This window comes from Streptomyces sp. NPDC060184 (assembly GCF_042728795.1).
Taxonomy (GTDB): Bacteria; Actinomycetota; Actinomycetes; order Streptomycetales; family Streptomycetaceae; genus Streptomyces.
Window position 1 is genome coordinate 128774 of record NZ_JBHWYX010000010.1, and the last position, 21955, is coordinate 150728.

Sequence of the window (21955 nt, forward strand, 5' to 3'; positions counted from 1 at the left end):
GTAGCCTCGTTACTTATGAGTACGACTGCCTCGGATCCGCTCGCCGCCCTCGCCGCTCTGCCGGGGGTTCCCGACTCCGTGGACTCGGTCCGCAAGGCCGTGGACCGGGTCTACGGCCACCGTGTGATGCGCCGCCGCAGCAACGAGGTGACCTCGGAGGCCGCGCTGCGCGGAGCGCGCGGTTCGGCGGCGCTGTCCGGTGCCGACTGGAATCTGGAAGAGGTGCGCCGGCGCACCGATTTCAGCGGCGACGCGGAGGCGCGGACGGTGGGCGCCGCGCTGCGTCTCACCGCAGAGGCCGGTCAACTCCTCTCCATCTGGCGGCAGTCTCCCCTGAGGGTTCTGGCCAGGTTTCACCTGGTCGCGGCCGGGGGTGGCGCCTCCGACGACGCGGTGGGGCGCCCGCGGCTGGCCGGGGAGACGGTCGACGAACCCCTCGTGGAGGCCCCTCTGCCGGGCGCCGACGAAGTGGCCGGGCGACTCGACGGGCTGTCGCGGCTGATCATCGACGGGAGCACCGCCCCCGCGCTGGTCACGGCCGCCATCGTGCACGGAGAGCTGCTCGCCCTGCGCCCCTTCGGTTCGTCCAACGGGCTGGTGGCGCGGACCGCCGAGCGTATCGTGCTGATCGGCAGTGGTCTGGACCCGAAGTCGATCTGCCCGGCCGAGGTCGGTCACGCCGAGCAGGGGCGCGCTGCCTACGTGGCGGCGTTCGAGGGATACGTGTCGGGGACGCCGGAGGGGATGGCGGCCTGGATCGCGCACTGCGGGCGCGCGGTGGAGCTGGGTGTCAGGGAATCGACCGCGGTCTGCGAGGCGCTGCAGCGCGGCGCCGCCTGACGGTACGCCGCCCGACGGTGCGGGAGTACGCGCTCCCTCGGGCGACGGCGGGGCGCCAAGAGTTGCGGCGGTACCGGAACCGGTACCGCCGCTGGCACTTCCGCCGGGTTACCAAGCGTCCTCGAACTGTGCCCATCAGGTCGGGTTCTTTGCCCGTCACCTGGTGCGGCTGGCCCGTAATCGACGGGTCGACGTCGCGTGGGTGCTCGGCTTCGGTGCTCGGTCCGTGGGGCCATGCTGCGTGAAAGGTCATCCTCTCGGATGTCCCCGGTCTCGCGGGCCGTTGACTCCTTTGTACTCCCGGAGCGCGGTAAGCGGTACCCCAGGCTCCACTTCTTTACTTTCGCGTTCAATCACTCATGGCCGGGTGCTGTCGACACCCCGTCCCTCGCGCCGGGTTGCCGGACGTTGCCCGAGTACGGGCCGTCCGTACACGGCGGGCGGTGGTCAGGCGGTGGCCGCGGCGCGTCGGCGCGCGGCGTACCAGACGAGACCCGCAGTGGCGGCAGCCGCTCCCACGGCTGCGGCGGCGACGAGTGCGGGACGCGGCGGCAGCGAGAAGCTGGGCAGCCGCTGCTTGAGCCGCACCGGGCGGTTGAAGACGAGGATCGGCCACTGCCTGGCACCGGCTTCGCGGCGCAGGGCCCGGTCCGGGTTCACCGCGTGCGGGTGGCCGACCGACTCCAGCATGGGGACGTCGGTGGCGGAGTCGCTGTAGGCGTAGCAGCGGGAGAGGTCGTACCCCTCCGACGCGGCCAGTTCCTTGACGGCCTCGGCCTTGGTCGGGCCGTAGGCGTAGTACTCGACCTCGCCCGTGAAGCAGCCGTCGTCTCCGACGACCATCCGGGTGGCCACGACGCGGTCGGCGCCGAGCAGTTCACCGATGGGCTCCACCACCTCGGCGCCCGAGGTGGAGACGATCACCACGTCGCGCCCGGCGGCGTGGTGCTCCTCGATCAGGGTCGCGGCCTCGTCGTAGATGATCGGGTCGATCAGGTCGTGCAGGGTCTCGGCGACGATCTCCTTGACCTGTGCCACGTTCCACCCCTTGCAGAGCGCGGAGAGGTATTCGCGCATCCCCTCCATCTGATCGTGATCCGCGCCTCCGGCGAGGAAGACGAACTGTGCGTACGCCGTGCGCAGCACCGCGCGGCGGTTGATCAGGCCGCCTTGGTAGAAGGACTTGCTGAAGGCCAGCGTCGAAGACTTCGCAATGACCGTCTTGTCCAGGTCGAAGAAGGCGGCTGTGCGCGGCGAGAAGCGGTTTTCCACAAGGCTGAGCATAGGGGGCCTCCATTCGGCTCAAACTCCGGTGCGCGGGTTTGCCTGGCAGGGTGCTCGGGTACACCATGGAAGTCACGGATCGTTCGCGACCGTGCTAACCCGGTCCGACTCCACCCCCCCCGAGTCGGCCGTGGGGACGACCCCCGCTCTCCCCCCCGGCGGGGGTCGTCGCACGTCCGGGTGGCTTTTCCCCGGAATCAAGCGGTTTCTCCCTCTCCGCCGCGAGCTTTGCGCCCGGTGTGCGAGCGGCTGCGCCCAGCGCATGTGACTGTGCGTAGTGAATAGGGTGCGCTCCGAATGTCCCCGTTTCGAGTGACCGAGTTATTCACAACGCGCGAGTTGTCCACAGTTCTCCATCAAGATCCACATCTTTTTCCGTGAGCTCGCATGGTGATTCCGCCCGCGAAGTCCGCGGGTTCCTCCAATCACCTGTCCCGAAACTTCCGGGATCAGCGTGAACGGTGCTCAAGGATCTGTGAGAAGGGGTGGAGATCGTGGCCCGGTCCCTTGCGCGGGAAGGATTCCCGATCGCCGATGAGCGGTGCGGTGTACCGCTGATCGTGACGGAGGACATTGATCTGCTCGACGATCTGCTGCGTCTCTGTGCGGCGGCCGGAGTGGAACCGGAGGTTCATCACGGCGTACCGGAGGACCGCGAGGTGTGGCGGCGGGCGCCGCTGGTCCTGGTGGGCGACGACGTGGTCCAGCGGTGCCACGGACTCGCGCGGCGGCGCGGGGTGATGCTCGTCGGGCGGGAGCAGGACGCGCCGGATGTCTGGCGGCAGGCGGTCGAGCTCGGCGCCGAACACGTGCTGAGGCTCCCCGATGCCGAGGGCTGGCTCGTCGAGCAGCTCGCCAACGCGACGGAAGGCGCAGGGCACCCCGCGCTCACCGTGGCGGTGGTGGGCGGCAGAGGCGGGGCCGGTGCGTCGACGCTCGCCTGCGCGCTCGCCGTGACCGCCGCCCGGGCGGGACTGCGGGCCACGCTGATCGACGGCGATCCGCTGGGCGGAGGCATCGACGTCCTGCTCGGCGGAGAGCGTACGGAGGGCCGGAGATGGCCCGACTTCGTTCACACCAGGGGCCGGCTCGGCAGTGGAGTCCTGGAGGGTTCGCTGCCCGCCCTGCACGGGCTGAGGGTGCTCAGCCGGGGGCGTGAATGCGGCGTCGCCGTACCGCCCCAAGCGGTGCGGTCGGTGCTGGCGGCGGCCCGGCGGCTGGGCGGGGTCGTCGTCGTGGACCTGCCCCGGCAGGTGGACGAAAGCGTCGCGGAGGCGCTCTCCCAGTCGGACATCGGGCTCCTGGTCGTGCCCGGTGAACTGCGCGCCGTGGCAGCCGCGAAATGCGTCGCGTCGGCGATCGGCACGTCCCTCGACGATCTGCGGGTGGTGGCGCGGGCGCCATTCGCACCAGGGCTGGACGGCCCCTGGGTGGCCCGCGCGCTCGCCCTGCCGCTGCTGGGTGAACTGCCGGTGGAACCAGGCGCTTCGGCGCACCAGGACGGTGTCCTTCCGCCGGGCTCCGGGCCGCGCGGTCCGCTCGCCCGGTTCTGCGCCGCGTTCTGGGAGAAGGCGTACGTCGGCGGTCGTCCCGTTCCCGTGGGAGGGGCGTCATGAGCGAGGGCCTGCTGGACGCCGTGCGGCAGCGGCTGGCGCTCAGCGGGGAGGCGCCCACCCCGGCGGGTGTGGCCGCCGCCGTGCGGGCGCAGGGCCGTCTGCTGGGCGACGAGGAAATCCTGGGCGCCGCGGCCGAGTTGCGCGGCGAGCTGGTCGGCACGGGCGCGCTGGAGCCCTTGCTGGCCGATCCGGCCGTGACCGACGTCCTGGTCTCGGCGCCCGACCGGGTGTGGGTGGACCGGGGCGGGGGGCTGGAGCTGACCGGGGTCACCTTCCCCGACTCCGCGGCCGTGCGCAGGCTCGCGCAGCGCCTCGCGGCGGTGGCCGGCCGGCGCCTGGACGACGCACGGCCCTGGGTGGACGCGCGGCTGCCGGACGGGACGCGGATGCACGCGGTGCTGCCTCCGGTGTCCGTCGGGTCGACCTGCCTCTCCCTGCGTGTCGTCCGCCCCCGGGCCTTCACCCTGGAGGAGCTGGTCCGGGCGGGCACGGTGCCGCCCGGTGGCGACCGGATGCTGCGGCGTCTGGTGCGCGCCCGGGTTTCGTACCTCATCAGCGGGGGCACGGGCGCGGGGAAGACCACGCTGCTGTCGAGCCTGCTGGGGGAGGTCGGCCCGCACGAACGGATCGTGCTGGCCGAGGACTCGTCCGAACTGCGCCCGGACCACCCGCACGTGGTGCGCCTGGAGTCCCGGCCGGCCAACCAGGAGGGCGCGGGCCGTGTGACGCTCCGGGAACTGGTCCGTCAGGCGCTGCGCATGCGTCCGGACCGGCTGGTCGTCGGCGAGGTGCGAGGCGCCGAAGTGACGGATCTGCTCGCCGCGTTGAACACCGGCCACGAAGGCGGGTGCGGCACGGTGCACGCCAACGCCGCGTCGCACGTACCCGCTCGGCTGGAGGCGCTGGGGACGGCCGCCGGGCTCGACCGGCCCTCGTTGCACAGCCAGTTGGCCGCGGCGCTGTCGGTCGTGCTCCACCTGGCGCGCGACCGGACGGGACGACGGCGCCTCGCCGAGGTCCATGTGCTGGAACGCGACCCCGCCGGGCTGGTGTTCACCGTGCCCGCGCTGACCGGCGGGCCCGACGGTTTCGTGCGGGCGCCCGGCTGGCAGAGGCTGGCCGCGCTCGTCGGGGGTGCCTGATGAGCGGAGTGGTGTCCGAGGGCTCGACGTGGGGAGCGGCGGCCTGTGCCGCGCCCGCGGTCCTGCTGGTCCTGCGCCGCGGCTCCGGCGGCACGGCGCGGGCGAGGTGCGCGGAGCTGGCGCGTGGCGCCTCGGGCCCCGGTGGCGGCGGTACGGGCATCGGCGGCGCGGAGACCGGCGTACCGGCCGGGGTGGTGCGGAGCGCGGCGGTGCTGCGGGCACGCGCGGGTGAGCTGCTGGGCCGCCGCCGCGCATGGGTGTGCGTTCCGGTGGCCGTGGCGCTCGCGATGCTCGGAAAGTCGTGGTTGCCGCTGGTCGCGGGGGCCGTGGCGGTACCGCTGGTTCGGCGGTGGCTGCGCGGGCGGGACGAGCGGGCCGTGTGCGAGCGGTCGGACGACGCGGTGACGGCGCTCTGTGGTGCGGTCGTCGGCGAGTTGCGGGCCGGACGCGAACCGGGGCAGGCCCTGATCCGTGCCGTGCGGGAGACCCGGGGGCTGGGCGCGGCCGAGCCGCCGCTGCTCGCCGCCGCGCGGTTCGGCGGCGACGTGCCCGCCGCCTTGCACCGCGCGTCCCTGATGCCGGGGCTGGGGTCGCTGGCCGGGTTCGCGGCGTGCTGGCGGGTGTCGGTGGACGGCGGCGCGGGGCTCGCGGCAGGGCTGGACCGTCTGGAAGGCGCGCTGCGGGCCGAGCGGCGGCGCCGGGAGGAGCTGCGGGCACGGCTCGCCGGAGCCTGGTCGACGGTGGTGGTGCTGGCGCTGCTGCCGCTGGCGGGGCTGGGTATGGGCGCAGCGCTCGGCGCGGAGCCCCTCCGCGTCCTGCTGCACACCCCGGCGGGGCTGGTCTGCCTGGCGACCGGTCTGCTGCTGGAGGCGGTCGGGCTTCTCTGGGCCGGGCGGATCGTACGGGCGGGGGAACCGGGGTGAACACGGTGTCCGGAGAAGTTGTCCACAGCCTGGGGATCTGGCTCTCGGTGGGCGTGGCTGCCCTGTGCTCGGTGCTGTCGCTCACCGGCACCCGGCGCGAACGGTCCCGGCTGAGGAGAGGTGCGGCGCTCCTCGGAGGGGCGGACCGCGCCATGGGTGCCGTCGGTGCGGCATGCGGGAAGCGACTGCGGCGCGTGCCGTCCCGATCGGCCCCGGGCGTCCGTGAGGCCCGGGACGTCCGTGAGGCCCCGGGAGCTCGTGGCGTCGCGGGAGTCCGTGGCGTCGCGGGAGTCCGGGGCGTCCCGGGGGTCCGTGACGTGGTGGCGCGGTGGGGAGAACCGGCCGGAGCGGTTCTGACGGCGTGGATTCTCCTGGGAGGTGCCACCGGGGCCGTGGTCGGCGTGGCGGGGGCCGCCGCGGTGTGGCACGTCCGGCGCACCGGACGGGCCCGGCGTTCGGCAGGGCCCGGGAAGCCGACGGAGGACGAGCTCTCGGCGTCCCGGCAACTCCCGCTGGCGGCGGATCTCCTGGCTGCCTGCGTCTCCGCCGGAGCCGGTCCCCGGCAGGCCGCGGAGGCCGTGGGGGAGTCGCTGGGGGGACCTCTCGGTGAACGGCTGGTCCGCGCGGCCGTCGAGATCCGCCTCGGCGGTGATCCCTCCCTGGCCTGGGGCCGCCTCGGGGACGTCCCGGGGGCGGGGCCGCTGGCCCGGTGCCTGGACCGGGCCGGCGAGACCGGGGCCCCGGCGGCCGAGCCGGTCGCCCGGCTGGCCGACGCCATACGCTCCGCGCGCGCCGACGCCGCCGTGGCGAGGGCTCAGCGCGCGGGCGTGCTCATCACCGCGCCGGTGGGGCTCTGCTTTCTCCCGGCCTTCCTGGCGGTCGGGGTCGCGCCGGTGATCGTCGGTCTCGCGGGAGGACTCCTGCACACCGGCTGAACCGCCCCCGCGGATCCGTCTCCACATTCCAGGACCAACGAACGGCGCACCGCAGGTGCGCCGGTCATCCGACCATGCCCGTCGAAGGGCGGAACGAGGACTGACATGAGCGCCGACAAGGGTGTCGAAACAAGTGGGAACGTCGCGGACGGTGCGCGCGGCGGGAAGGGCCGACGTGGTCGGCACACCTTCCGCGAGGCGGCGCGGCCGGCGCGATGCCGGTTCCGGACCGTGTTGCGGGACCAGCGGGTCCGGTGGACCCGGAGGTTCGGCGGAGCCGACCGGGGGATGACCACGTCCGAGTACGCGATGGGGACGATCGCGGCCTGCGCGTTCGCCGCCGTGCTCTACAAGGTGGTCAACAGCGGTGCGGTCCAGAACGCGTTGCAGTCGCTGATCGAGGGTGCGCTCGATGGCTCGTTCTGAGTGGGGCGACGGAAGGGAACGCGAAGCGGAACGGCGGCGGAACCGCGCCCGGCGCCCTGGCGGGGACACCGGCTCGGTCACCGCCGAGGCGGCGATGGTGCTGCCGGTGCTGGTGGCCCTCACCCTGGTGCTGGTCTGGGCGCTGGTGGCAGCGGCCGATCAGATCCGGTGCGTGGACGCGGCGCGGGCCGGTGCGCGGGCCGCGGCACGTTCCGAGCCGGAGGGGGTGGTGCGGGCCACGGCCCGCACGGCGGCCCCCGCCCGGGCTCTGGTCGTCGTACGGCGGGAAGGCGAGCTCTGGCGCGTACGCGTGGAGGCGGCCACACCAGGGCCACGCGCCCTGGCCCTCACGCTGAGCGCCGAAGCGGCAGCCCTGGCCGAGGACACGGTGGGCGCAGGTCCCGGCGCCGGCGAAGGTGCCGGCAGCGATCCCGGCACTGGCGCCGATTCCGGCACTGGCGCCGATTCCGGCACCGGCGTGGATCCCGGGAACGCCGGGGGCGCGTCCGGCCCGGCCGGAGGCGGGCGATGAACCGGTCCGGTGGCCACCGTCGCGATCAGGGGATGGCGACCGTCTGGGTGGCCCTGACGGTGGCCACCCTGTGCTCGGTGTGCGCGGTGATCCTCGCGTTCGGGCAGGCGGTCGCCGCCCGGCACCGTGCCGGTGGGGCGGCGGACCTGGCCGCTCTCGCCGCTGCCGACCGCGCGCTCCAGGGGCAGGGGGCCGCCTGTGCGGCGGCCCGGCGGGTGGCGGACGCGCAAGGCGCCCTGCTGGTGCGGTGCTCGGTGCGGGGAGAGATCGCCGACGTGACGGCACGGGTGGCGTTCGGGCCGTACGCGCCGCAGGTCAGGGCCCGCGCGGGCCCTTGGGCCTTTCCGGGGCCGGTGAGCCCCGGTCCGACGGGCCCGGGTCCGGCTTCCCCGGCGCCTCTGACTCCTCCGGGGGTGGCGGGTCCGTGGGGGCCGCCCTGAGGAGTTCGGTCAGCAGCCGTACCGCACCTCGCTTGTGGAGAGGCTCGTTGCCGTTCCCGCACTTGGGGGACTGGATGCAGGAAGGGCAGCCCGCCTCGCACTCGCAGGACGCGATGGCCTCGCGCGTCGCGGTGAGCCAGGTGCGGGCGGTGTGGAAGGCGCGCTCGGCGAACCCGGCACCGCCGGGATGGCCGTCGTACACGAAGACGGTGGGCAGCAGGGTGTCCGGGTGCAGTGGTACGGAGACCCCGCCGATGTCCCAGCGGTCGCACGTGGCGAACAGGGGGAGCATCCCGATCGAAGCGTGTTCGGCGGCGTGCAGCGCACCGCCGAGGATCTCCGGATTGATCCGGGCGGCGTCGAGCTGGTCCTCGGTGACGGTCCACCAGACGGCCCGGGTGCGCAGGGTGCGGGGTGGCAGTTCGAGCTTGGTCTCGCCCAGCACCTCTCCGGTGATCAGCTTGCGGCGCAGGAAGGAGACGACCTGGTTGGTGACTTCGACGGAGCCGTAGCAGAGGCGCCCGTCGCCCCAGGGGATCGTGGTGTCGGTCTCCAGGACCGTGATGGCGGTGGTGTCGCGGGCGTTGGTCGAGTACGGCGGACTCGCCTCCTCCACGAGCGCGACGGAGTCCCCCAGGTCCAGCTTCCTGACCAGGTAGGTACGCCCCTGGTGGAGGTGGACGGCGCCCTCGTGCACCGCGGTGTGGGAGGCGGCCTCGTCGACGGTGCCCAGCAGCCTGCCGGTGCCCTCCTCGACGATCTGCACCGGACGGCCTCCCCCGCCCCGGATGTCGGTGAGATCGGCGGCCCGTTCGCGGCGGGTCCAGTGCCAGCCGGCCGCCCGCCTGCGCAGCAGCTTCGCGGCCTCCAGCTGTGGAAGCAGCTCCGGCACGGCGGGTCCGAAGAGAGCGATGTCCGCGGTGGTGAGGGGTAGTTCGGCGGCGGCGGCGCACAGATGGGGGGCGAGTACGTAGGGATTGTCCGGGTCCAGGACGGTCGACTCCACGGGCTGCTGGAACAGGGCCTCGGGGTGGTGCACGAGGAAGGTGTCCAGCGGATCGTCCCGTGCCACCAGTACGGCCAGGGCGCCCTGGCCCGAACGGCCGGCGCGGCCCGCCTGTTGCCAGAGGGAGGCCCGGGTGCCCGGGTAACCGGCGATCACGACGGCGTCCAGACCGGAGACGTCGATCCCCAGTTCGAGGGCGGTGGTGGCGGCGAGACCCAGGAGTGCACCGGAGTGCAGGGCGCGCTCCAGGGCGCGTCGTTCCTCCGGCAGATAGCCGCCCCGGTAGGCGGCGACCCGTCGCGGCAGCGAGCGGTCGACCTCGCCGAGCCGCTCCTTGGCGATCACGGAGATCAGTTCCGCTCCGCGCCGGGAGCGGACGAAGGCGACCGAGCGGACGCCCTGGAGCGTCAGGTCGGTGAGCAGGTCGGCGGTCTCGGCGGTCGCGGTACGCCGCACGGGCGCGCCCTTCTCGCCCTGCAGGTCGGTGAGCGGCGGCTCCCAGAGCGCGAAGACCAGTTCGCCGCGGGGCGAGGCGTCGTCGGCGATCTCCCTGACCGGCAGCCCGGTGAGACGGCCGGCCGCGACCGACGGTTCGGCCGCGGTCGCGGAGGCGAGCAGGAAGACCGGATCGGAGCCGTACCGGGCGCACAGCCGCCGCAGGCGGCGCAGGACTTGGGCGACGTGCGAGCCGAAGACGCCCCGGTAGGTGTGGCATTCGTCGATGACGACGAAGCGCAGCGCACGCAGGAAGGAGGCCCAGCGGGGATGGGACGGCAGGATTCCCCGGTGCAGCATGTCGGGGTTGGTGAGGACGTAGTTGGCGTACTGGCGTACCCACTCGCGTTCCTCCACGGGCGTGTCACCGTCGTAGACGGCGGGCCTGACCGCGTTGCCGAGCGGCGAGGCGAGAGCCTTCACCGACCGGCGCTGGTCGGCCGCGAGCGCTTTGGTGGGGGAGAGGTAGAGCGCCGTGGCCGCACGTCCGTTCGGTGCCTCGGAGCCGTCGAGCAGCGTACTGAGCACCGGAGCGAGATAGGCGAGCGACTTTCCGGACGCCGTGCCGGTGGCGATCACCACGGATTCGCCGTCGAGCGCGCATTCGGCCGCAGCCGCCTGATGGACCCACGGATGGTCGATTCCGGCACGCCCGATCGCCGCGACGACTTCCGGGCGGATGCGATCCGGCCAGATGGCATGGGTTCCCGGTCGCGGGGGCAAGTGCTCCGTATGAGTGATGCGCGCGGCCCGGCCCGCCCCTGCGGCGAGCCGGTCGAGGATCATGTCGGGGGAGGGGCGGGAGCCTCCGCTCTCGGTGGGTCCGCTGGGGCGGTGATTCTTGGCCATCGGCACCGAGTGTGTCACTGGCGTGACGGACAATGGTCCCAAGGCGTCGTGCATGGCTGCTGGTAAGTGATTGAATGCCATCGCGGCTGGCGATCCGTCCCCTGGCTCCGTCGGGGAGACCGAGGGGCGACCGCTCGATAGCAAGGTGCTGGAGGATCCGTGGACCTGTCCCTGTCGACTCGCAATGTGTCCGGCCCTGGTGGCGACCGTACGGTCGTCGAGGTCGGTGGCGAGATTGATGTGTATACCGCGCCCAAGCTGCGCGAGCAGTTGGTCGAGTTGGTGAATGACGGCAGTTACCACCTGGTTGTCGACATGGAGGGCGTCGACTTCCTCGACTCCACCGGCCTCGGCGTGCTGGTGGGCGGCCTGAAGCGTGTCCGGGCCCATGAGGGCTCGCTGCGCCTGGTCTGCAACCAGGAGCGCATTCTCAAGATCTTCCGGATCACGGGCCTGACCAAGGTGTTTCCGATTCACACCACGGTCGACGAGGCCGTCGCCGCCACCGACTGACGTCGGAGCGGCCCGCCGGCCCCGGCCGGCGGACCGTGGACGGCCCGGACGGCGGCAGCCGCGCCGGGCCGCGCTGAGCAGGCGGTCGACCCTGGGTCGGCCGTCCGCTCCGTGGGCTCCCGGAGGAGACACAGGGGTACGGGCGCCACGCCCGGGCCTCTGAGACGCACGCCCTACGTTCGAGGGGGATCTCATGGCCACCGTTGAACTCCGCTTCAGCGCACAGCCTGAACATGTCCGGACGGCCCGCCTGGTGGCAGCCGCTGTGGCACGCCGGGCCGGCGTCGACGAAGCGGTGCTCGACGAGGTCAGACTCGCGGTGGGCGAGGCGTGCAGCCGTGCTGTGGGGCTGCACCACGCTCACGGCATCGACACCCCGGTGGCCGTGGTGCTGACGGACGAGGAGAAGTCGTTCTCCATCGAGGTCGGCGACGATGTGCCGGGCCTCGGCGGCGATGCCGGAAGCGCCGTTCCCAGCGCCCGCCGGGCCTCCCCCGTCACGCCGGTGGGACTCGACGACCCCGAGCCGGAGCCGGACGGTGAGGGCGAGGACGAAATGGGTCTCGCCGTCATCAAGGGCCTGGTGGACGACGTCGAGGTCCGGTCGGGGGCGAACGGCGGGGTGATCCGCATGACCTGGCCGACCGCCCACGCGGTGCTCTTTCCCTGAGCCTTTCCCGGCCGGGATTCCGTCGCTGTTCCAGGGCTTCTTCGGTGCCGCTGGGGCGGTGAGTCGTTCAGTTCATGTGCGCGGGTGCCTGTGTGGTCCTGAACCCGTGAGTACCGTCGGACCGGTGATCGGCCGAGGCGTCGTGCCGGCCGGCCTGCTTGCCCGCTCCTCCGCCTGCCCCGTCGGCCGGGCGCTGGACGCACCGGCGTGATGTGCGTACCCCTTGCGGCACCGCGCGTGGACCCGACGCGCCTTCGGCGAACGCCCGGAGATCTCCTGGCGGATCCCACGAGGAACCCCGTGGCCAGAAAGTGACGCATATGCACATCACATGCGCCGCATGGGTGCTGATGTCCCATCGGTCACCGAGGGGAAGCGCGAGGGGAAGCGCGAGGGGGAGGATCTTCATCCGTTCGGGTGAAGGTGAGGGGCGGTCCGAGGGGTGGTTCCGCTGGTCGGCGCGGGCGTGCGGGGTGAGTTGAATCTCCCTTGTCGCTCTTGGTGCAAATGGCTGCAAAAGGGTGCAGACCGGTAGACCGGCACCCGGTTGTCGCCCACTTGGCGTGTAAGTTCCGGGGCCGAGAGCCTTGGAAGGGACCGATCCGGTGAACAAGAAGCTTGCGGCCGCACTGTCCGGCGGTGCGGTACTCGTACTGACGCTGACGGGTTGCAGCGACGACAGCAACGACGAGGTCAACGACTGGGCCAAGAAGGTGTGCGGCCAGATCCAGCCGCAGTTGCAGAAGATCGCGGACGCCAACGCCGCCATCCAGGAGCAGACCGCGGACAACAGCCAGCCGGCCGACGTGCAGCGGACCGACTCGGCCGCCTTCCAGCAGATCTCGGAGGCGTACAAGGCGCTCGGCTCGGCCGTGGACTCGGCCGGAGCCCCGCCCGTCGACGACGGCGAGGCCACGCAGCAGGAGGCGGTGAAGGGGCTCAACGCCTCCTCCGAGGCGTACGCGAACCTCAAGACCAAGGTGGACGCGCTCGACACCGAGGACCAGGCGAAGTTCGCCGACGGCCTCAAGGACATCGCCGACGAGCTGAAGAACATCAGCAGCACGGGCGCCAACGCGCTGAACAAGCTGCAGTCCGGCGAGGTGGGCAGCGCGATGGCCAAGCAGGACAGCTGCAAGAGCCCTTCGGCTTCGGCCTCCCCCGGCTCGGGCGCCCCGGCCTCCTCGGCCAAGGCCTCGTAGCCCGCGGCGCCGACGACGGCAGCGGCCCGGTCACCCCTCCTCGGGGGCCGGGCCGCTGCCGTTGTCGGTGGGAGCGGCGACAATGGGTGCGTGAGTACGAAGAGCCCCTCAGCACCGACGAGCCCCACGGGGCCCCGCCTTCCGCGGTCCGAGCACGTTCCCGCACTCCGCGAGGCGCTGCTCGCGGCTGCCTTCACCGCGGACGGGCTCCTGGACCTGCTCGGCGCACCGGCCTACGCGGCGCTGGCGCGCGCCGAGACGGTTCCCGCGCTCCGGGCCACCCGGGGGGACGCCGCGCTCGACACGTTGGTGCGGCTCTTCCTTCTCCAGCGCGCCGTTCCGGTGGAGCGGGCGAAGGCCGCCCTTCCGCTCGCCGTCTGCCTGGCGGACGGCTGGGTGCGGGAGGAGGACGGCGAGGTGCGGGCGACCGTCGACGTCCGCCCGTACGGCGGTCCCGAGGGCCAGGACTGGTTCATCGTCTCCGACCTCGGCTGTGCCGTCGGAGGCGCGGGCGGCATCGGATCGCACGAGGAGGGGGTCGTGCTCGGTGTCGGTGGTGCGTCCACCACGCTCGCCGGGATCACGGTCCGCACCCCGGTGGCCTCCGCCCTCGACCTGGGCACGGGCTCCGGTATCCAGGCGCTGCACGCCGCGCAGCACGCGACGCGCGTCACCGCGACCGACCTCAATCCGCGCGCCCTGGACTTCACGCGGCTCACCCTCGCGCTCTCCGGCGCGGCGCCCGCGGATCTGCGGGAGGGCTCCCTCTTCGAGCCGGTGGCCGACGAGACGTACGACCTGATTGTCTCGAACCCGCCGTTCGTCATCTCTCCCGGCGCCCGCCTCACCTACCGCGACGGCGGCATGGGCGGCGACGACCTCTGCCGCACCCTGGTCCAGCAGTCCGGCGAACGGCTGAACGACGGCGGATACGCCCAGTTCCTCGCCAACTGGCAGCACGTGGAGGGCGAGGAGTGGCAGGACCGGCTCCGTTCCTGGGTGCCGGAGGGCTGCGACGCCTGGATCGTGCAGCGCGAGGTGCAGGACGTCACGCAGTACGCCGAGCTCTGGCTGCGCGACAGCGGTGACCACCGGGCCGATCCGGCCGAGTACACGGCCCGGTACGAGGCGTGGCTCGACGAGTTCGAGGCGCGGGGGACCACGGCGGTCGGATTTGGCTGGATCACGGTACGCAAGTCCGCCGCAGCCGCCGCCGGGAATCCGTCGGTCGTCGTGGAGGAGTGGCCGCACACCATCGAGCAGCCGCTCGGCCCGGCGGTCCTCGCCCACTTCGCCCGCCAGGACTATCTGCGCGCCCAGGACGACGCCTCGCTGCTCGCGGGCCACTTCGTCCTCGCCGAGGAGGTCGTGCAGGAGCAGGTCGGCCTGCCGGGCGCCGAGGACCCCGAGCACGTGGTGCTCCGTCAGCACCGGGGGATGCGCCGGGCCACCAAGGTCGACTCGGTGGGCGCCGGGTTCGCGGGCGTCTGTGACGGATCGCTGCCCGCCGGCCGCATTCTGGACGCCATCGCCCAGTTGATGGGGGAGGACCCCGTGCTGCTGCGGGACCGTACCCCGCAGGCGATTCGGCTCCTGGTCGAGGAGGGCTTCCTGGAGCCGGTGGAGCCGGGAGCGGGCGGGGCCGGGCGCACGGCCTGATCGGCCCCGAGCCCTTGGCGCGCCGCCTGTGCCCCGGTGCGGGTGGGCGGGCGCCCGTGCGCCGGGGGCCCGCTGTTCACCCGGGGTTCGCGTGGCCGACGTCCGGGGGTGGCAGCCTCGCCCTGCGCGCCCTGAGGGCGAGCCGGTCCCGGCCGGGACCGGCCGACCGGGGCGGCCGGGACGGGGTGCGGAGAGATGGAGAGCGGACCGGCGGTCCTCGCGGGATCGGTCTTCGCGCTGTTCGGCGCCGCGCTCCTCATCTGGACGGGGGCGCGCACCGCCCGCCGCGCGCCGGTGGCCCATGGGGTGAGCCCCGTCTCCGCCGCCGTGCTTTCCACGGTCTTCGGCGTACTTTTCCTCGTCCTCGGCGTGTGGGTCCTCGCCCGCGTCTGATCCGGACGCACGGCCCGTGAGCCTCGGCCGCCGGTCCCTGCCCGTCTGCCCCGCCCTGCCCGTCTGCCCGGCGCCCGTCCGCGCACCGCTGCGTCCGCGCCCCCGGCCGTCGGCCCGCCCGCCCCGTGCCCGGTGCGCTTGTTCACGTTCTCTTCGCTCTCCCTCCGCACCCTCTCCGCACTCCTTCGCGCCCCTCCTCCGGTATCCCGAAACCCGCAGGCAGCTGCCGTACGCAGTGCGGAACGGACAGTCCGGGCGGCAGGAATGCCGGAAGTCGGGTTACCGTTCGAGTGGCCGTTGCGGGCTTTTGCCGTTTGACACGGGGGCGGGTTGTACCGTCACACTCCGCAGCGACAGCACCGCCAGTGGCTCATCGCCGCCGCGTGGATGCGCATCGAGTGCCGACCGGAGAGAAGAGCGAAGTTGTCCCCGACCAGCGAGACCGCACAGGGCGGCCGCCGACTCGTCATCGTCGAGTCGCCTGCCAAGGCGAAGACGATCAAGGGCTATCTCGGCCCCGGATACGTCGTCGAGGCGAGCGTCGGGCACATCCGCGACCTCCCGAACGGCGCGGCCGAGGTTCCCGACGAGTACACCGGCGAGGTGCGGCGGCTCGGGGTCGACGTCGAGCACGACTTCCAGCCCGTATACGTCGTCAACGCGGACAAGAAGGCCCAGGTCAGGAAGCTCAAGCAGCTGCTGGCCGAGTCCGACGAACTCTTCCTCGCCACCGATGAGGACCGCGAGGGCGAAGCCATCGCGTGGCACCTGCAGGAAGTTCTGAAGCCCAAGGTCCCGGTCCACCGGATGGTCTTCCACGAGATCACCAAGGACGCGATCCGGGCCGCCGTGGCCAACCCGCGCGAGCTCAACCAGCGCATGGTCGACGCCCAGGAGACCCGCCGCATCCTCGACCGCCTCTACGGCTACGAGGTCTCGCCGGTCCTGTGGAAGAAGGTCATGCCCCGGCTGTCGGCGGGCCGTGTCCAGTCCGTCGCCACCCGGCTCGTCGTCGAGCGGGAGCGTGAGCGCATCGCCTTCCGCTCCGCCTCGTACTGGGACCTGACCGGTACCTTCGCCACCGGCCGTACCGGTGACGCCTCGGACCCGTCCACGCTGACCGCCCGTCTCAGCGCGGTCGACGGGCGCCGCGTCGCCCAGGGCCGCGACTTCGGTGCGGACGGCCGGCTGAAGGCCGCGTCCGGCCAGGTCATGCACCTGGACGAGACGAACGCCCGCGCCCTGGCCGCCGCCCTCGCCGACTCCGCCTTCGCGGTCCGCTCGGTCGAGTCGAAGCCGTACCGCCGCTCCCCGTACGCCCCGTTCCGTACGACCACCCTCCAGCAGGAGGCGAGCCGCAAGCTGGGCTTCGGGGCGAAGGCCACCATGCAGGTCGCGCAGAAGCTGTACGAGAACGGCTTCATCACCTACATGCGTACGGACTCCACGACCCTCTCGGACACGGCGGTCTCCGCCGCCCGGGCTCAGGTCACCCAGCTCTACGGCGCGAACTACCTGCCGGAGAAGCCGCGGACCTACGCGGGCAAGGTCAAGAACGCCCAGGAGGCGCACGAGGCGATCCGCCCCTCCGGCGACCGCTTCCGTACCCCGGCCGAGACCGGGCTGACCGGCGACCAGTTCCGTCTGTACGAGCTGATCTGGAAGCGGACCGTCGCCTCCCAGATGAAGGACGCGGTCGGCAACTCCGTCACCGTCAAGATCGGTGGCCGGGCGAGCGACGGCCGGGACGCCGAGTTCTCCGCCTCCGGCAAGACGATCACCTTCCACGGCTTCATGAAGGCGTACGTCGAGGGCGCCGACGACCCCAACGCCGAGCTGGACGACCGCGAGCGCCGGCTGCCGCAGGTCGCCGAGGGCGACGCGCTCTCCGCCGAGGAGATCACCGCCGACGGCCACTCCACCAAGCCGCCGGCCCGCTACACCGAGGCCTCGCTGGTCAAGGAGCTCGAAGAGCGCGAGATCGGCCGCCCGTCGACGTACGCCTCGATCATCGGGACGATCCTCGACCGCGGTTACGTCTTCAAGAAGGGCACGGCGCTCGTCCCGTCGTTCCTCTCCTTCGCCGTCGTCAACCTGCTGGAGAAGCACTTCGGCCGGCTCGTCGACTACGACTTCACCGCGCGCATGGAGGACGACCTCGACCGCATCGCGCGGGGCGAGGCCCAGTCCGTGCCGTGGCTGAAGCGTTTCTACTTCGGCGCGGGCGAGGACAACGCCGGTGCCGGTGCGGCCTCCGACGCGGGCAACGGCGACGGCGACCACCTCGGCGGCCTCAAGGAGCTCGTCACCGACCTCGGCGCCATCGACGCCCGGGAGATCTCCTCGTTCCCCGTCGGCAACGACATCAAGCTCCGCGTCGGCCGGTACGGCCCGTACATCGAGCGTGGCGAGAAGGACGCCGAGGGCCACCAGCGCGCGGACGTCCCCGACGACCTGGCGCCGGACGAGCTCTCCGTCGAGTACGCGGAGGAGCTGCTCGCCAAGCCGAGCGGCGACTTCGAGCTGGGCGCCGACCCCGTGTCCGGCAACCAGATCATCGCCAAGGACGGCCGGTACGGCCCGTACGTCACCGAGGTGCTGCCCGAGGGCACGCCGAAGACCGGCAAGAACGCGGTGAAGCCGCGGACCGCCTCCCTCTTCAAGTCGATGTCGCTCGACACGGTGACGCTGGCCGACGCGCTCAAGCTGATGTCGCTGCCGCGCGTCGTCGGCGAGGACGCCGAGGGCGTCGAGATCACCGCGCAGAACGGCCGCTACGGCCCGTACCTGAAGAAGGGGACGGACTCGCGGTCGCTCACCTCCGAGGAACAGCTCTTCGACATCACCCTCGACGAGGCCCTCGCCATCTACGCGCAGCCCAAGCAGCGCGGCCGGGCCGCCGCCAAGCCGCCGCTGAAGGAGCTGGGCACCGACCCGGTCAGCGGCGCGCCGGTGGTCGTGAAGGACGGGCGCTTCGGCCCGTACGTCACCGACGGCGAGACCAACGCGACGCTGCGCACCGGCGACAGCGTCGAGGAGATCACGCCGGAGCGCGGGTACGAGCTGCTCGCGGAGAAGCGTGCCAAGGGCCCCGCCAAGAAGAAGACGGCGAAGAAGGCGCCCGCCAAGAAGGCCGCCACCGCGAAGAAGGCCCCGGCCAAGAAGACGACGACCGCGGCGAAGAAGACGACGGCGGCCAAGAAGACGACGACCGCCGCGAAGAAGACGACCGCAGCCGCGAAGAAGACCACGGCCGCGGCGAAGAAGGCGACGAGCTCCGCGGCCTCCTCGGCGACGCCCACGGAGGACTGAACCGGGGTGCGGGACGCCCCGCACCCCCGCGACACGCGCGACCGCCGCCCCCGGTTCTTGACCGGGGGCGGCGGACGTGTGTCCGGGTCCCCTCCTCCCAGGGGTAGATCTCGGACGCACCGGGGAGGCGGCGGAGGCGGTACCCGCGCTGGTTCCCGACCGGGTTTCCGACCGGGCCCCGACCGGGTTCGCGGACGGGGTAACGGTCCGCCGTGCGGTCGTATGTTCGGCCGGGGCAACGACGACCGTACGGCTGCCGATAGGCTGGACGGATGACGCGAGCCGAGCAGCCAACGGTCGTGAGCCCCACCTCCGACGCACTTGCCGCAGACTCACGCGAGCGCGCCCTACGGGCCCTGTTGCGCATCCAGCCGCTGAAGCGGCTGTGGAGCGCCCAGCTCGTCGGCGGGATCGGCGATGCACTCGCCTTCCTCGTGCTGGTGCTGCTGTCGCTGCAAGCGGCGGTCGTCGAGGGCTCATTCGGCACCGGATACCGCGGGGCGGCCTTCGCCGTCGCCGCCGTCTTCGGTGTCCGGATCTTTTCCACCGTGCTCTTCGGAGCCGTACTCCTGGGTCCGCTGACGACGCTCACGACCCCCGGCGGGGTGCTGGACCGGCGATGGCTGATGATCGGCGCCGACGGGCTCAGGCTCGCGCTGCTGGTCGTCGCGCCGCTCTGGATCGACTGGACGCCCGACAACGCGCTCCTGATGATCCTGATCACCGTCTTCCTCGCCGGAGCCGGGGAGCGCCTGTGGTCGGTGGCCAAGGAGAGCGCGGCTCCCGCGCTGCTGCCGGCCCCGCCGATCGAGGGCGCGGCCGTACGCCCGCTCCCCGACCACCTCGACGCGCTGCGCCGCCTCTCGCTGCGCACCGACTTCCTCGCGGTGCCCGCCGCCGCGGTGGTCCTGCTGGCCGCCACGCTGGTCGGCAACCTCCTGGGCGCGGGCCTGGACTGGTTCTCGCTGCACCAGGCGGCTCTCGGCTCGTACGTCGCGGCCGGGCTGTTCTCCGCCTCCATCTCGACCCTGTACTTCCTCGAACTGCCGGGCCTCCCCACGCCCCGGCCGCGTTCGCCGCTGGAGGGCCTGCGCCGCCCGGCCGCCGGAACGGACGGGGCCGCTGACAACAAGGGCCGTACCGGGGCGCTCCGGCTGCTGGTCGCCACCTGCGCGGCCGTCGCCGGGGCGATCGCCGCGGCAGCCGGTGTCGCCGTGCTCCACGCCGCCGACCTGGGCGGCGGGCCCGCGACGTACGCCCTGCTGGTCCTCGGGCTGACCGGCGGCACCGCCCTCGGCATCCGTACCGCCGTGAAGGTGCTGCCCGCGCTCTCGCGGCGTCGGCTGCTCGCCCTCGCGCTCGCCCTCACCGGCGTGGCGCTGCTGGTGCTCGGCCTGGTGCCGGACACCGCGACCGGGCTGATGATCGCCCTGTTCGCCGGGTGGGCCGCGGGGATCGCCGCGCACACCGGCCACAGCCTCATCGACCAGGAGACCGAGGAGCCGCGGCGCGCCAGGACCACCGCGCACCTCCAGGCGGTCGTCCGGGTGGCCGTCGCGGTCGGCGCGGTCGGCGGCCCGCTGCTGGCCGCCGCGTTCGGCCGGCACCGCCTCGTCGCCGGGGACTTCGTCTTCGCCCACGGCGGGGCCGCCTTCGCCCTGATGCTCGTCGGCGCCCTGCTGCTGCCCGTCGCCGCGCTCGTCCTCGCCAAGACGGACGACCGCGCGGGGGTCCCGCTCCGGCGCGACCTGCGGGAGGCACTGCGCGGCGGCGACCCGGCCGTCGCCCCCGCCGCGACCGGCTTCTTCATCGCCCTGGAGGGCGGCGACGGCGCCGGAAAGTCCACCCAGGTCGAGGCGCTCGCCTCGTGGATCCGGTCCAAGGGCCACGAGGTCGTGGTGACCCGCGAACCGGGGGCCACCCCGGTCGGCAAGCGGCTCCGTTCGATCCTTCTCGACGTCTCCTCGGCCGGACTCTCCAACCGCGCCGAAGCGCTGCTGTACGCCGCCGACCGCGCCGAGCACGTCGACTCCGTCGTCCGCCCGGCCCTGGAACGCGGCGCGGTCGTCATCTCCGACCGCTACATCGACTCCTCCGTCGCCTACCAGGGCGCGGGCCGGGACCTCTCGCCCGTCGAGATCGCCCGCATCTCGCGCTGGGCGACCACCGGTCTCGTCCCGCACCTGACGGTGCTGCTGGACGTCGACCCCGCCACCGCGCGGGAGCGGTTCACCGAGGCGCCGGACCGGCTGGAGTCCGAGCCGCCGGAGTTCCACGCCCGGGTGCGTTCCGGCTTCCTGACCCTCGCGGCGGCCGACCCGGTCCGGTACCTCGTCGTGGACGCGGGCCAGGAACCGGCGGCCATCACCAGCGTCGTACGCCACCGGCTCGACCGGGTCCTGCCGCTCTCCGAGGCCGAGATCAAGGCCCAGGAGGAGGCGCGGAAGGCGGCCGAGGAGGAGGCCCGGCGCAAGGCCGAGGAGGAGGCCGCCCGCAAGGCGGAGGAGGAGCGGCTGGAGCGCGAGCGCCAGGCGCAGCTCGCCAAGCTCCGGGCCGAGGAGGAGGAGCGCAAGCAGCGCGAACTGGAAGAGGCCCGCCAGGCAGAGGCCGAGCGCCAGGCCGAGGAGGCCCGGCAGCGCGCCGAGGAGCTCCGCCTCCGCGAGGAGGAGGACCGGCGCCGCAGCGAGGCCGAGGAGAAGGCCCGCGAGGCCGAGCAGGAGCGGCTGCGCCTCCAGGCCGCCGAGGAGGCCCGGCTCCGCAAGGAGGCCGAGGCGCTCCGGCTGGAGAAGCAGCGCAAGGCCGAGGAGGCCCTGGTGCGGGCGGAGGCCGCCCGCCGCCGGGCCGAGGAGGAGGCCGCCGAGCGTGCCGCCGCCGAGGCAGCCGCACGGGCGAAGGCGGAGGCCGCGGCCCGTGCGGAGGCCGAGCGGGTGGCCGCCGAGCGCGCCGAGGCCGAGCGGGTGGCCGCCGAGCGAGCCGAGGCCGCCCGGAAGGCCGAGGCGGCGCGTGCGGAGGCCTCGCGTCCGGTGCGGGATCCGTGGACGAAGTCGGGTGCGGTGGGTGCGTCCGGCGGCTCCGGTGCTTCCGGGGACGATCTGACGGTGCCGACGCCTGTCGTGAACCCGAACGAGGTCACCCAGCAGGTCCCGAAGGTGCGGCCCACGGAAGGGGAAACGGACTCTTCCTCGGGCTCTTCCGCAGGCTCCTCCGCGGACGGTTCGCGCGGGGCGGAGGGCCGGGCGGGGGCGTCGGAAGGCGACGAGACCACCGTGCTCCCGGCGTACCGCGAGGAGGCGGACGAGACCACCGTCCTTCCGGCGTACCGCCCCGAGGCGCCCGCCGACCGTGTTCCCCGGGGCATCTTCCGGGACGAGGACGCGTCGCCCTCCGCCGCGGAGAGCGAGACCGAGCGGACCCGTGAGCTGCCGCAGATCAGCGGCGACCCGGCGGCCGACCGGGCCGCGTACGAGCGGCCGGACCGTCAGCGCCGGCCGCGTCCGGACTGGGCCGAGGAGACCCCGCTGGACGATCTGCCGACGCTCGCCGACGAACTGCTCGGCGGACACGACGACGAGGACGGGTACGGCAACGGCCGACGGCGCCCGCGCCGCTGACCCGCCACCGCTGACCCGCCACGCTGACCCGTCTCCGCTCAGGACCACCCCGCCGTACGCGTACGGCACCACCGACCGCCCCCGGACCGGACCCCCGGACCGGGGGC

The 21955-nt window shown here is 73.2% G+C and carries 16 protein-coding genes and 1 pseudogene; 15 read left to right on the forward strand and 2 right to left on the reverse strand.

All coding sequences use genetic code 11. From position 1 onward, the window contains the following. Positions 1-15: 15 nt before the first annotated feature. Positions 16-840, forward strand: a complete 825-nt coding sequence (locus ACFWEE_RS09490; protein WP_386887883.1) for an oxidoreductase — start codon at positions 16-18, stop codon at positions 838-840. Between the two features lie 447 nt (positions 841-1287). On the opposite strand, the gene ACFWEE_RS09495 is transcribed toward ACFWEE_RS09490, so the two are convergent. Next, positions 1288-2124 (reverse strand): HAD family hydrolase, encoded by an 837-nt coding sequence (locus ACFWEE_RS09495; protein WP_386887885.1) that lies wholly within the window; start codon positions 2122-2124, stop codon positions 1288-1290. A 560-nt stretch (positions 2125-2684) separates the two neighbouring features. On the opposite strand from ACFWEE_RS09495, the gene ssd reads away from it, so the two are divergent. From ssd to ACFWEE_RS09530, 7 genes and pseudogenes are all read left to right on the forward strand, one after another. Further along, entirely contained in the window at positions 2685-3740 is a 1056-nt protein-coding gene (gene ssd / locus ACFWEE_RS09500) for a septum site-determining protein Ssd (RefSeq protein ID WP_386887887.1), read from the forward strand. Continuing rightward, a complete protein-coding gene (locus tag ACFWEE_RS09505; RefSeq protein WP_386887889.1) occupies positions 3737-4882 on the forward strand; it encodes a TadA family conjugal transfer-associated ATPase in 1146 nt (381 codons plus the stop codon). The genes ssd and ACFWEE_RS09505 overlap by 4 nt, the downstream gene beginning before the upstream one ends. After that, positions 4882-5805: a type II secretion system F family protein gene (locus ACFWEE_RS09510; protein WP_386887890.1), complete on the forward strand. Its 924-nt coding sequence runs from the start codon at positions 4882-4884 to the stop codon at positions 5803-5805. Before ACFWEE_RS09505 ends, ACFWEE_RS09510 begins: the two co-directional genes overlap by 1 nt. Positions 5806-5810: 5 nt before the next feature. Further along, positions 5811-6740: a type II secretion system F family protein gene (locus ACFWEE_RS09515; RefSeq protein ID WP_386887892.1), complete on the forward strand. Its 930-nt coding sequence runs from the start codon at positions 5811-5813 to the stop codon at positions 6738-6740. A 231-nt stretch (positions 6741-6971) separates the two neighbouring features. Then, positions 6972-7166 (forward strand): DUF4244 domain-containing protein, encoded by a 195-nt coding sequence (locus ACFWEE_RS09520; RefSeq protein ID WP_386887957.1) that lies wholly within the window; start codon positions 6972-6974, stop codon positions 7164-7166. Continuing rightward, positions 7153-7698: a TadE family type IV pilus minor pilin gene (locus ACFWEE_RS09525; RefSeq protein WP_386887894.1), complete on the forward strand. Its 546-nt coding sequence runs from the start codon at positions 7153-7155 to the stop codon at positions 7696-7698. The genes ACFWEE_RS09520 and ACFWEE_RS09525 overlap by 14 nt, the downstream gene beginning before the upstream one ends. 32 nt (positions 7699-7730) lie before the next feature. After that, positions 7731-7973, forward strand: a pseudogene (locus tag ACFWEE_RS09530) (Rv3654c family TadE-like protein); the annotation flags it as partial. A gap of 40 nt (positions 7974-8013) precedes the next feature. On the opposite strand, the gene ACFWEE_RS09535 reads toward ACFWEE_RS09530, so the two are convergent. Continuing rightward, complete coding sequence (locus ACFWEE_RS09535; RefSeq protein ID WP_386887896.1) at positions 8014-10569, reverse strand: DEAD/DEAH box helicase; 2556 nt, start codon at positions 10567-10569, stop codon at positions 8014-8016. Between the two features lie 78 nt (positions 10570-10647). Between ACFWEE_RS09535 and ACFWEE_RS09540 the strand changes: the two genes are divergently transcribed. From ACFWEE_RS09540 to tmk, 7 genes are all read left to right on the forward strand, one after another. Then, positions 10648-11001, forward strand: coding sequence for an STAS domain-containing protein (locus ACFWEE_RS09540; protein ID WP_003967428.1), 354 nt, complete (start codon positions 10648-10650; stop codon positions 10999-11001). Between the two features lie 193 nt (positions 11002-11194). Continuing rightward, complete coding sequence (locus tag ACFWEE_RS09545; protein ID WP_386887898.1) at positions 11195-11671, forward strand: ATP-binding protein; 477 nt, start codon at positions 11195-11197, stop codon at positions 11669-11671. A 605-nt stretch (positions 11672-12276) separates the two neighbouring features. Next, on the forward strand, positions 12277-12873 hold the full coding sequence (locus tag ACFWEE_RS09550) for a small secreted protein (RefSeq protein WP_386887899.1): 597 nt from the start codon (positions 12277-12279) through the stop codon (positions 12871-12873). Between the two features lie 177 nt (positions 12874-13050). Continuing rightward, positions 13051-14532: a methyltransferase gene (locus tag ACFWEE_RS09555; protein ID WP_386887959.1), complete on the forward strand. Its 1482-nt coding sequence runs from the start codon at positions 13051-13053 to the stop codon at positions 14530-14532. A gap of 195 nt (positions 14533-14727) precedes the next feature. After that, complete coding sequence (locus ACFWEE_RS09560; RefSeq protein ID WP_386887901.1) at positions 14728-14925, forward strand: hypothetical protein; 198 nt, start codon at positions 14728-14730, stop codon at positions 14923-14925. 423 nt (positions 14926-15348) lie between these two features. Continuing rightward, positions 15349-18237, forward strand: coding sequence for a type I DNA topoisomerase (topA, locus tag ACFWEE_RS09565; RefSeq protein ID WP_386887903.1), 2889 nt, complete (start codon positions 15349-15351; stop codon positions 18235-18237). A 272-nt stretch (positions 18238-18509) separates the two neighbouring features. Beyond that, positions 18510-21848 carry a dTMP kinase gene (gene tmk, locus ACFWEE_RS09570; RefSeq protein WP_386887905.1) on the forward strand — a complete coding sequence of 1113 codons (3339 nt, stop codon included), beginning with the start codon at positions 18510-18512 and terminating at the stop codon, positions 21846-21848. The last annotated feature ends 107 nt before the right edge of the window (positions 21849-21955 follow it).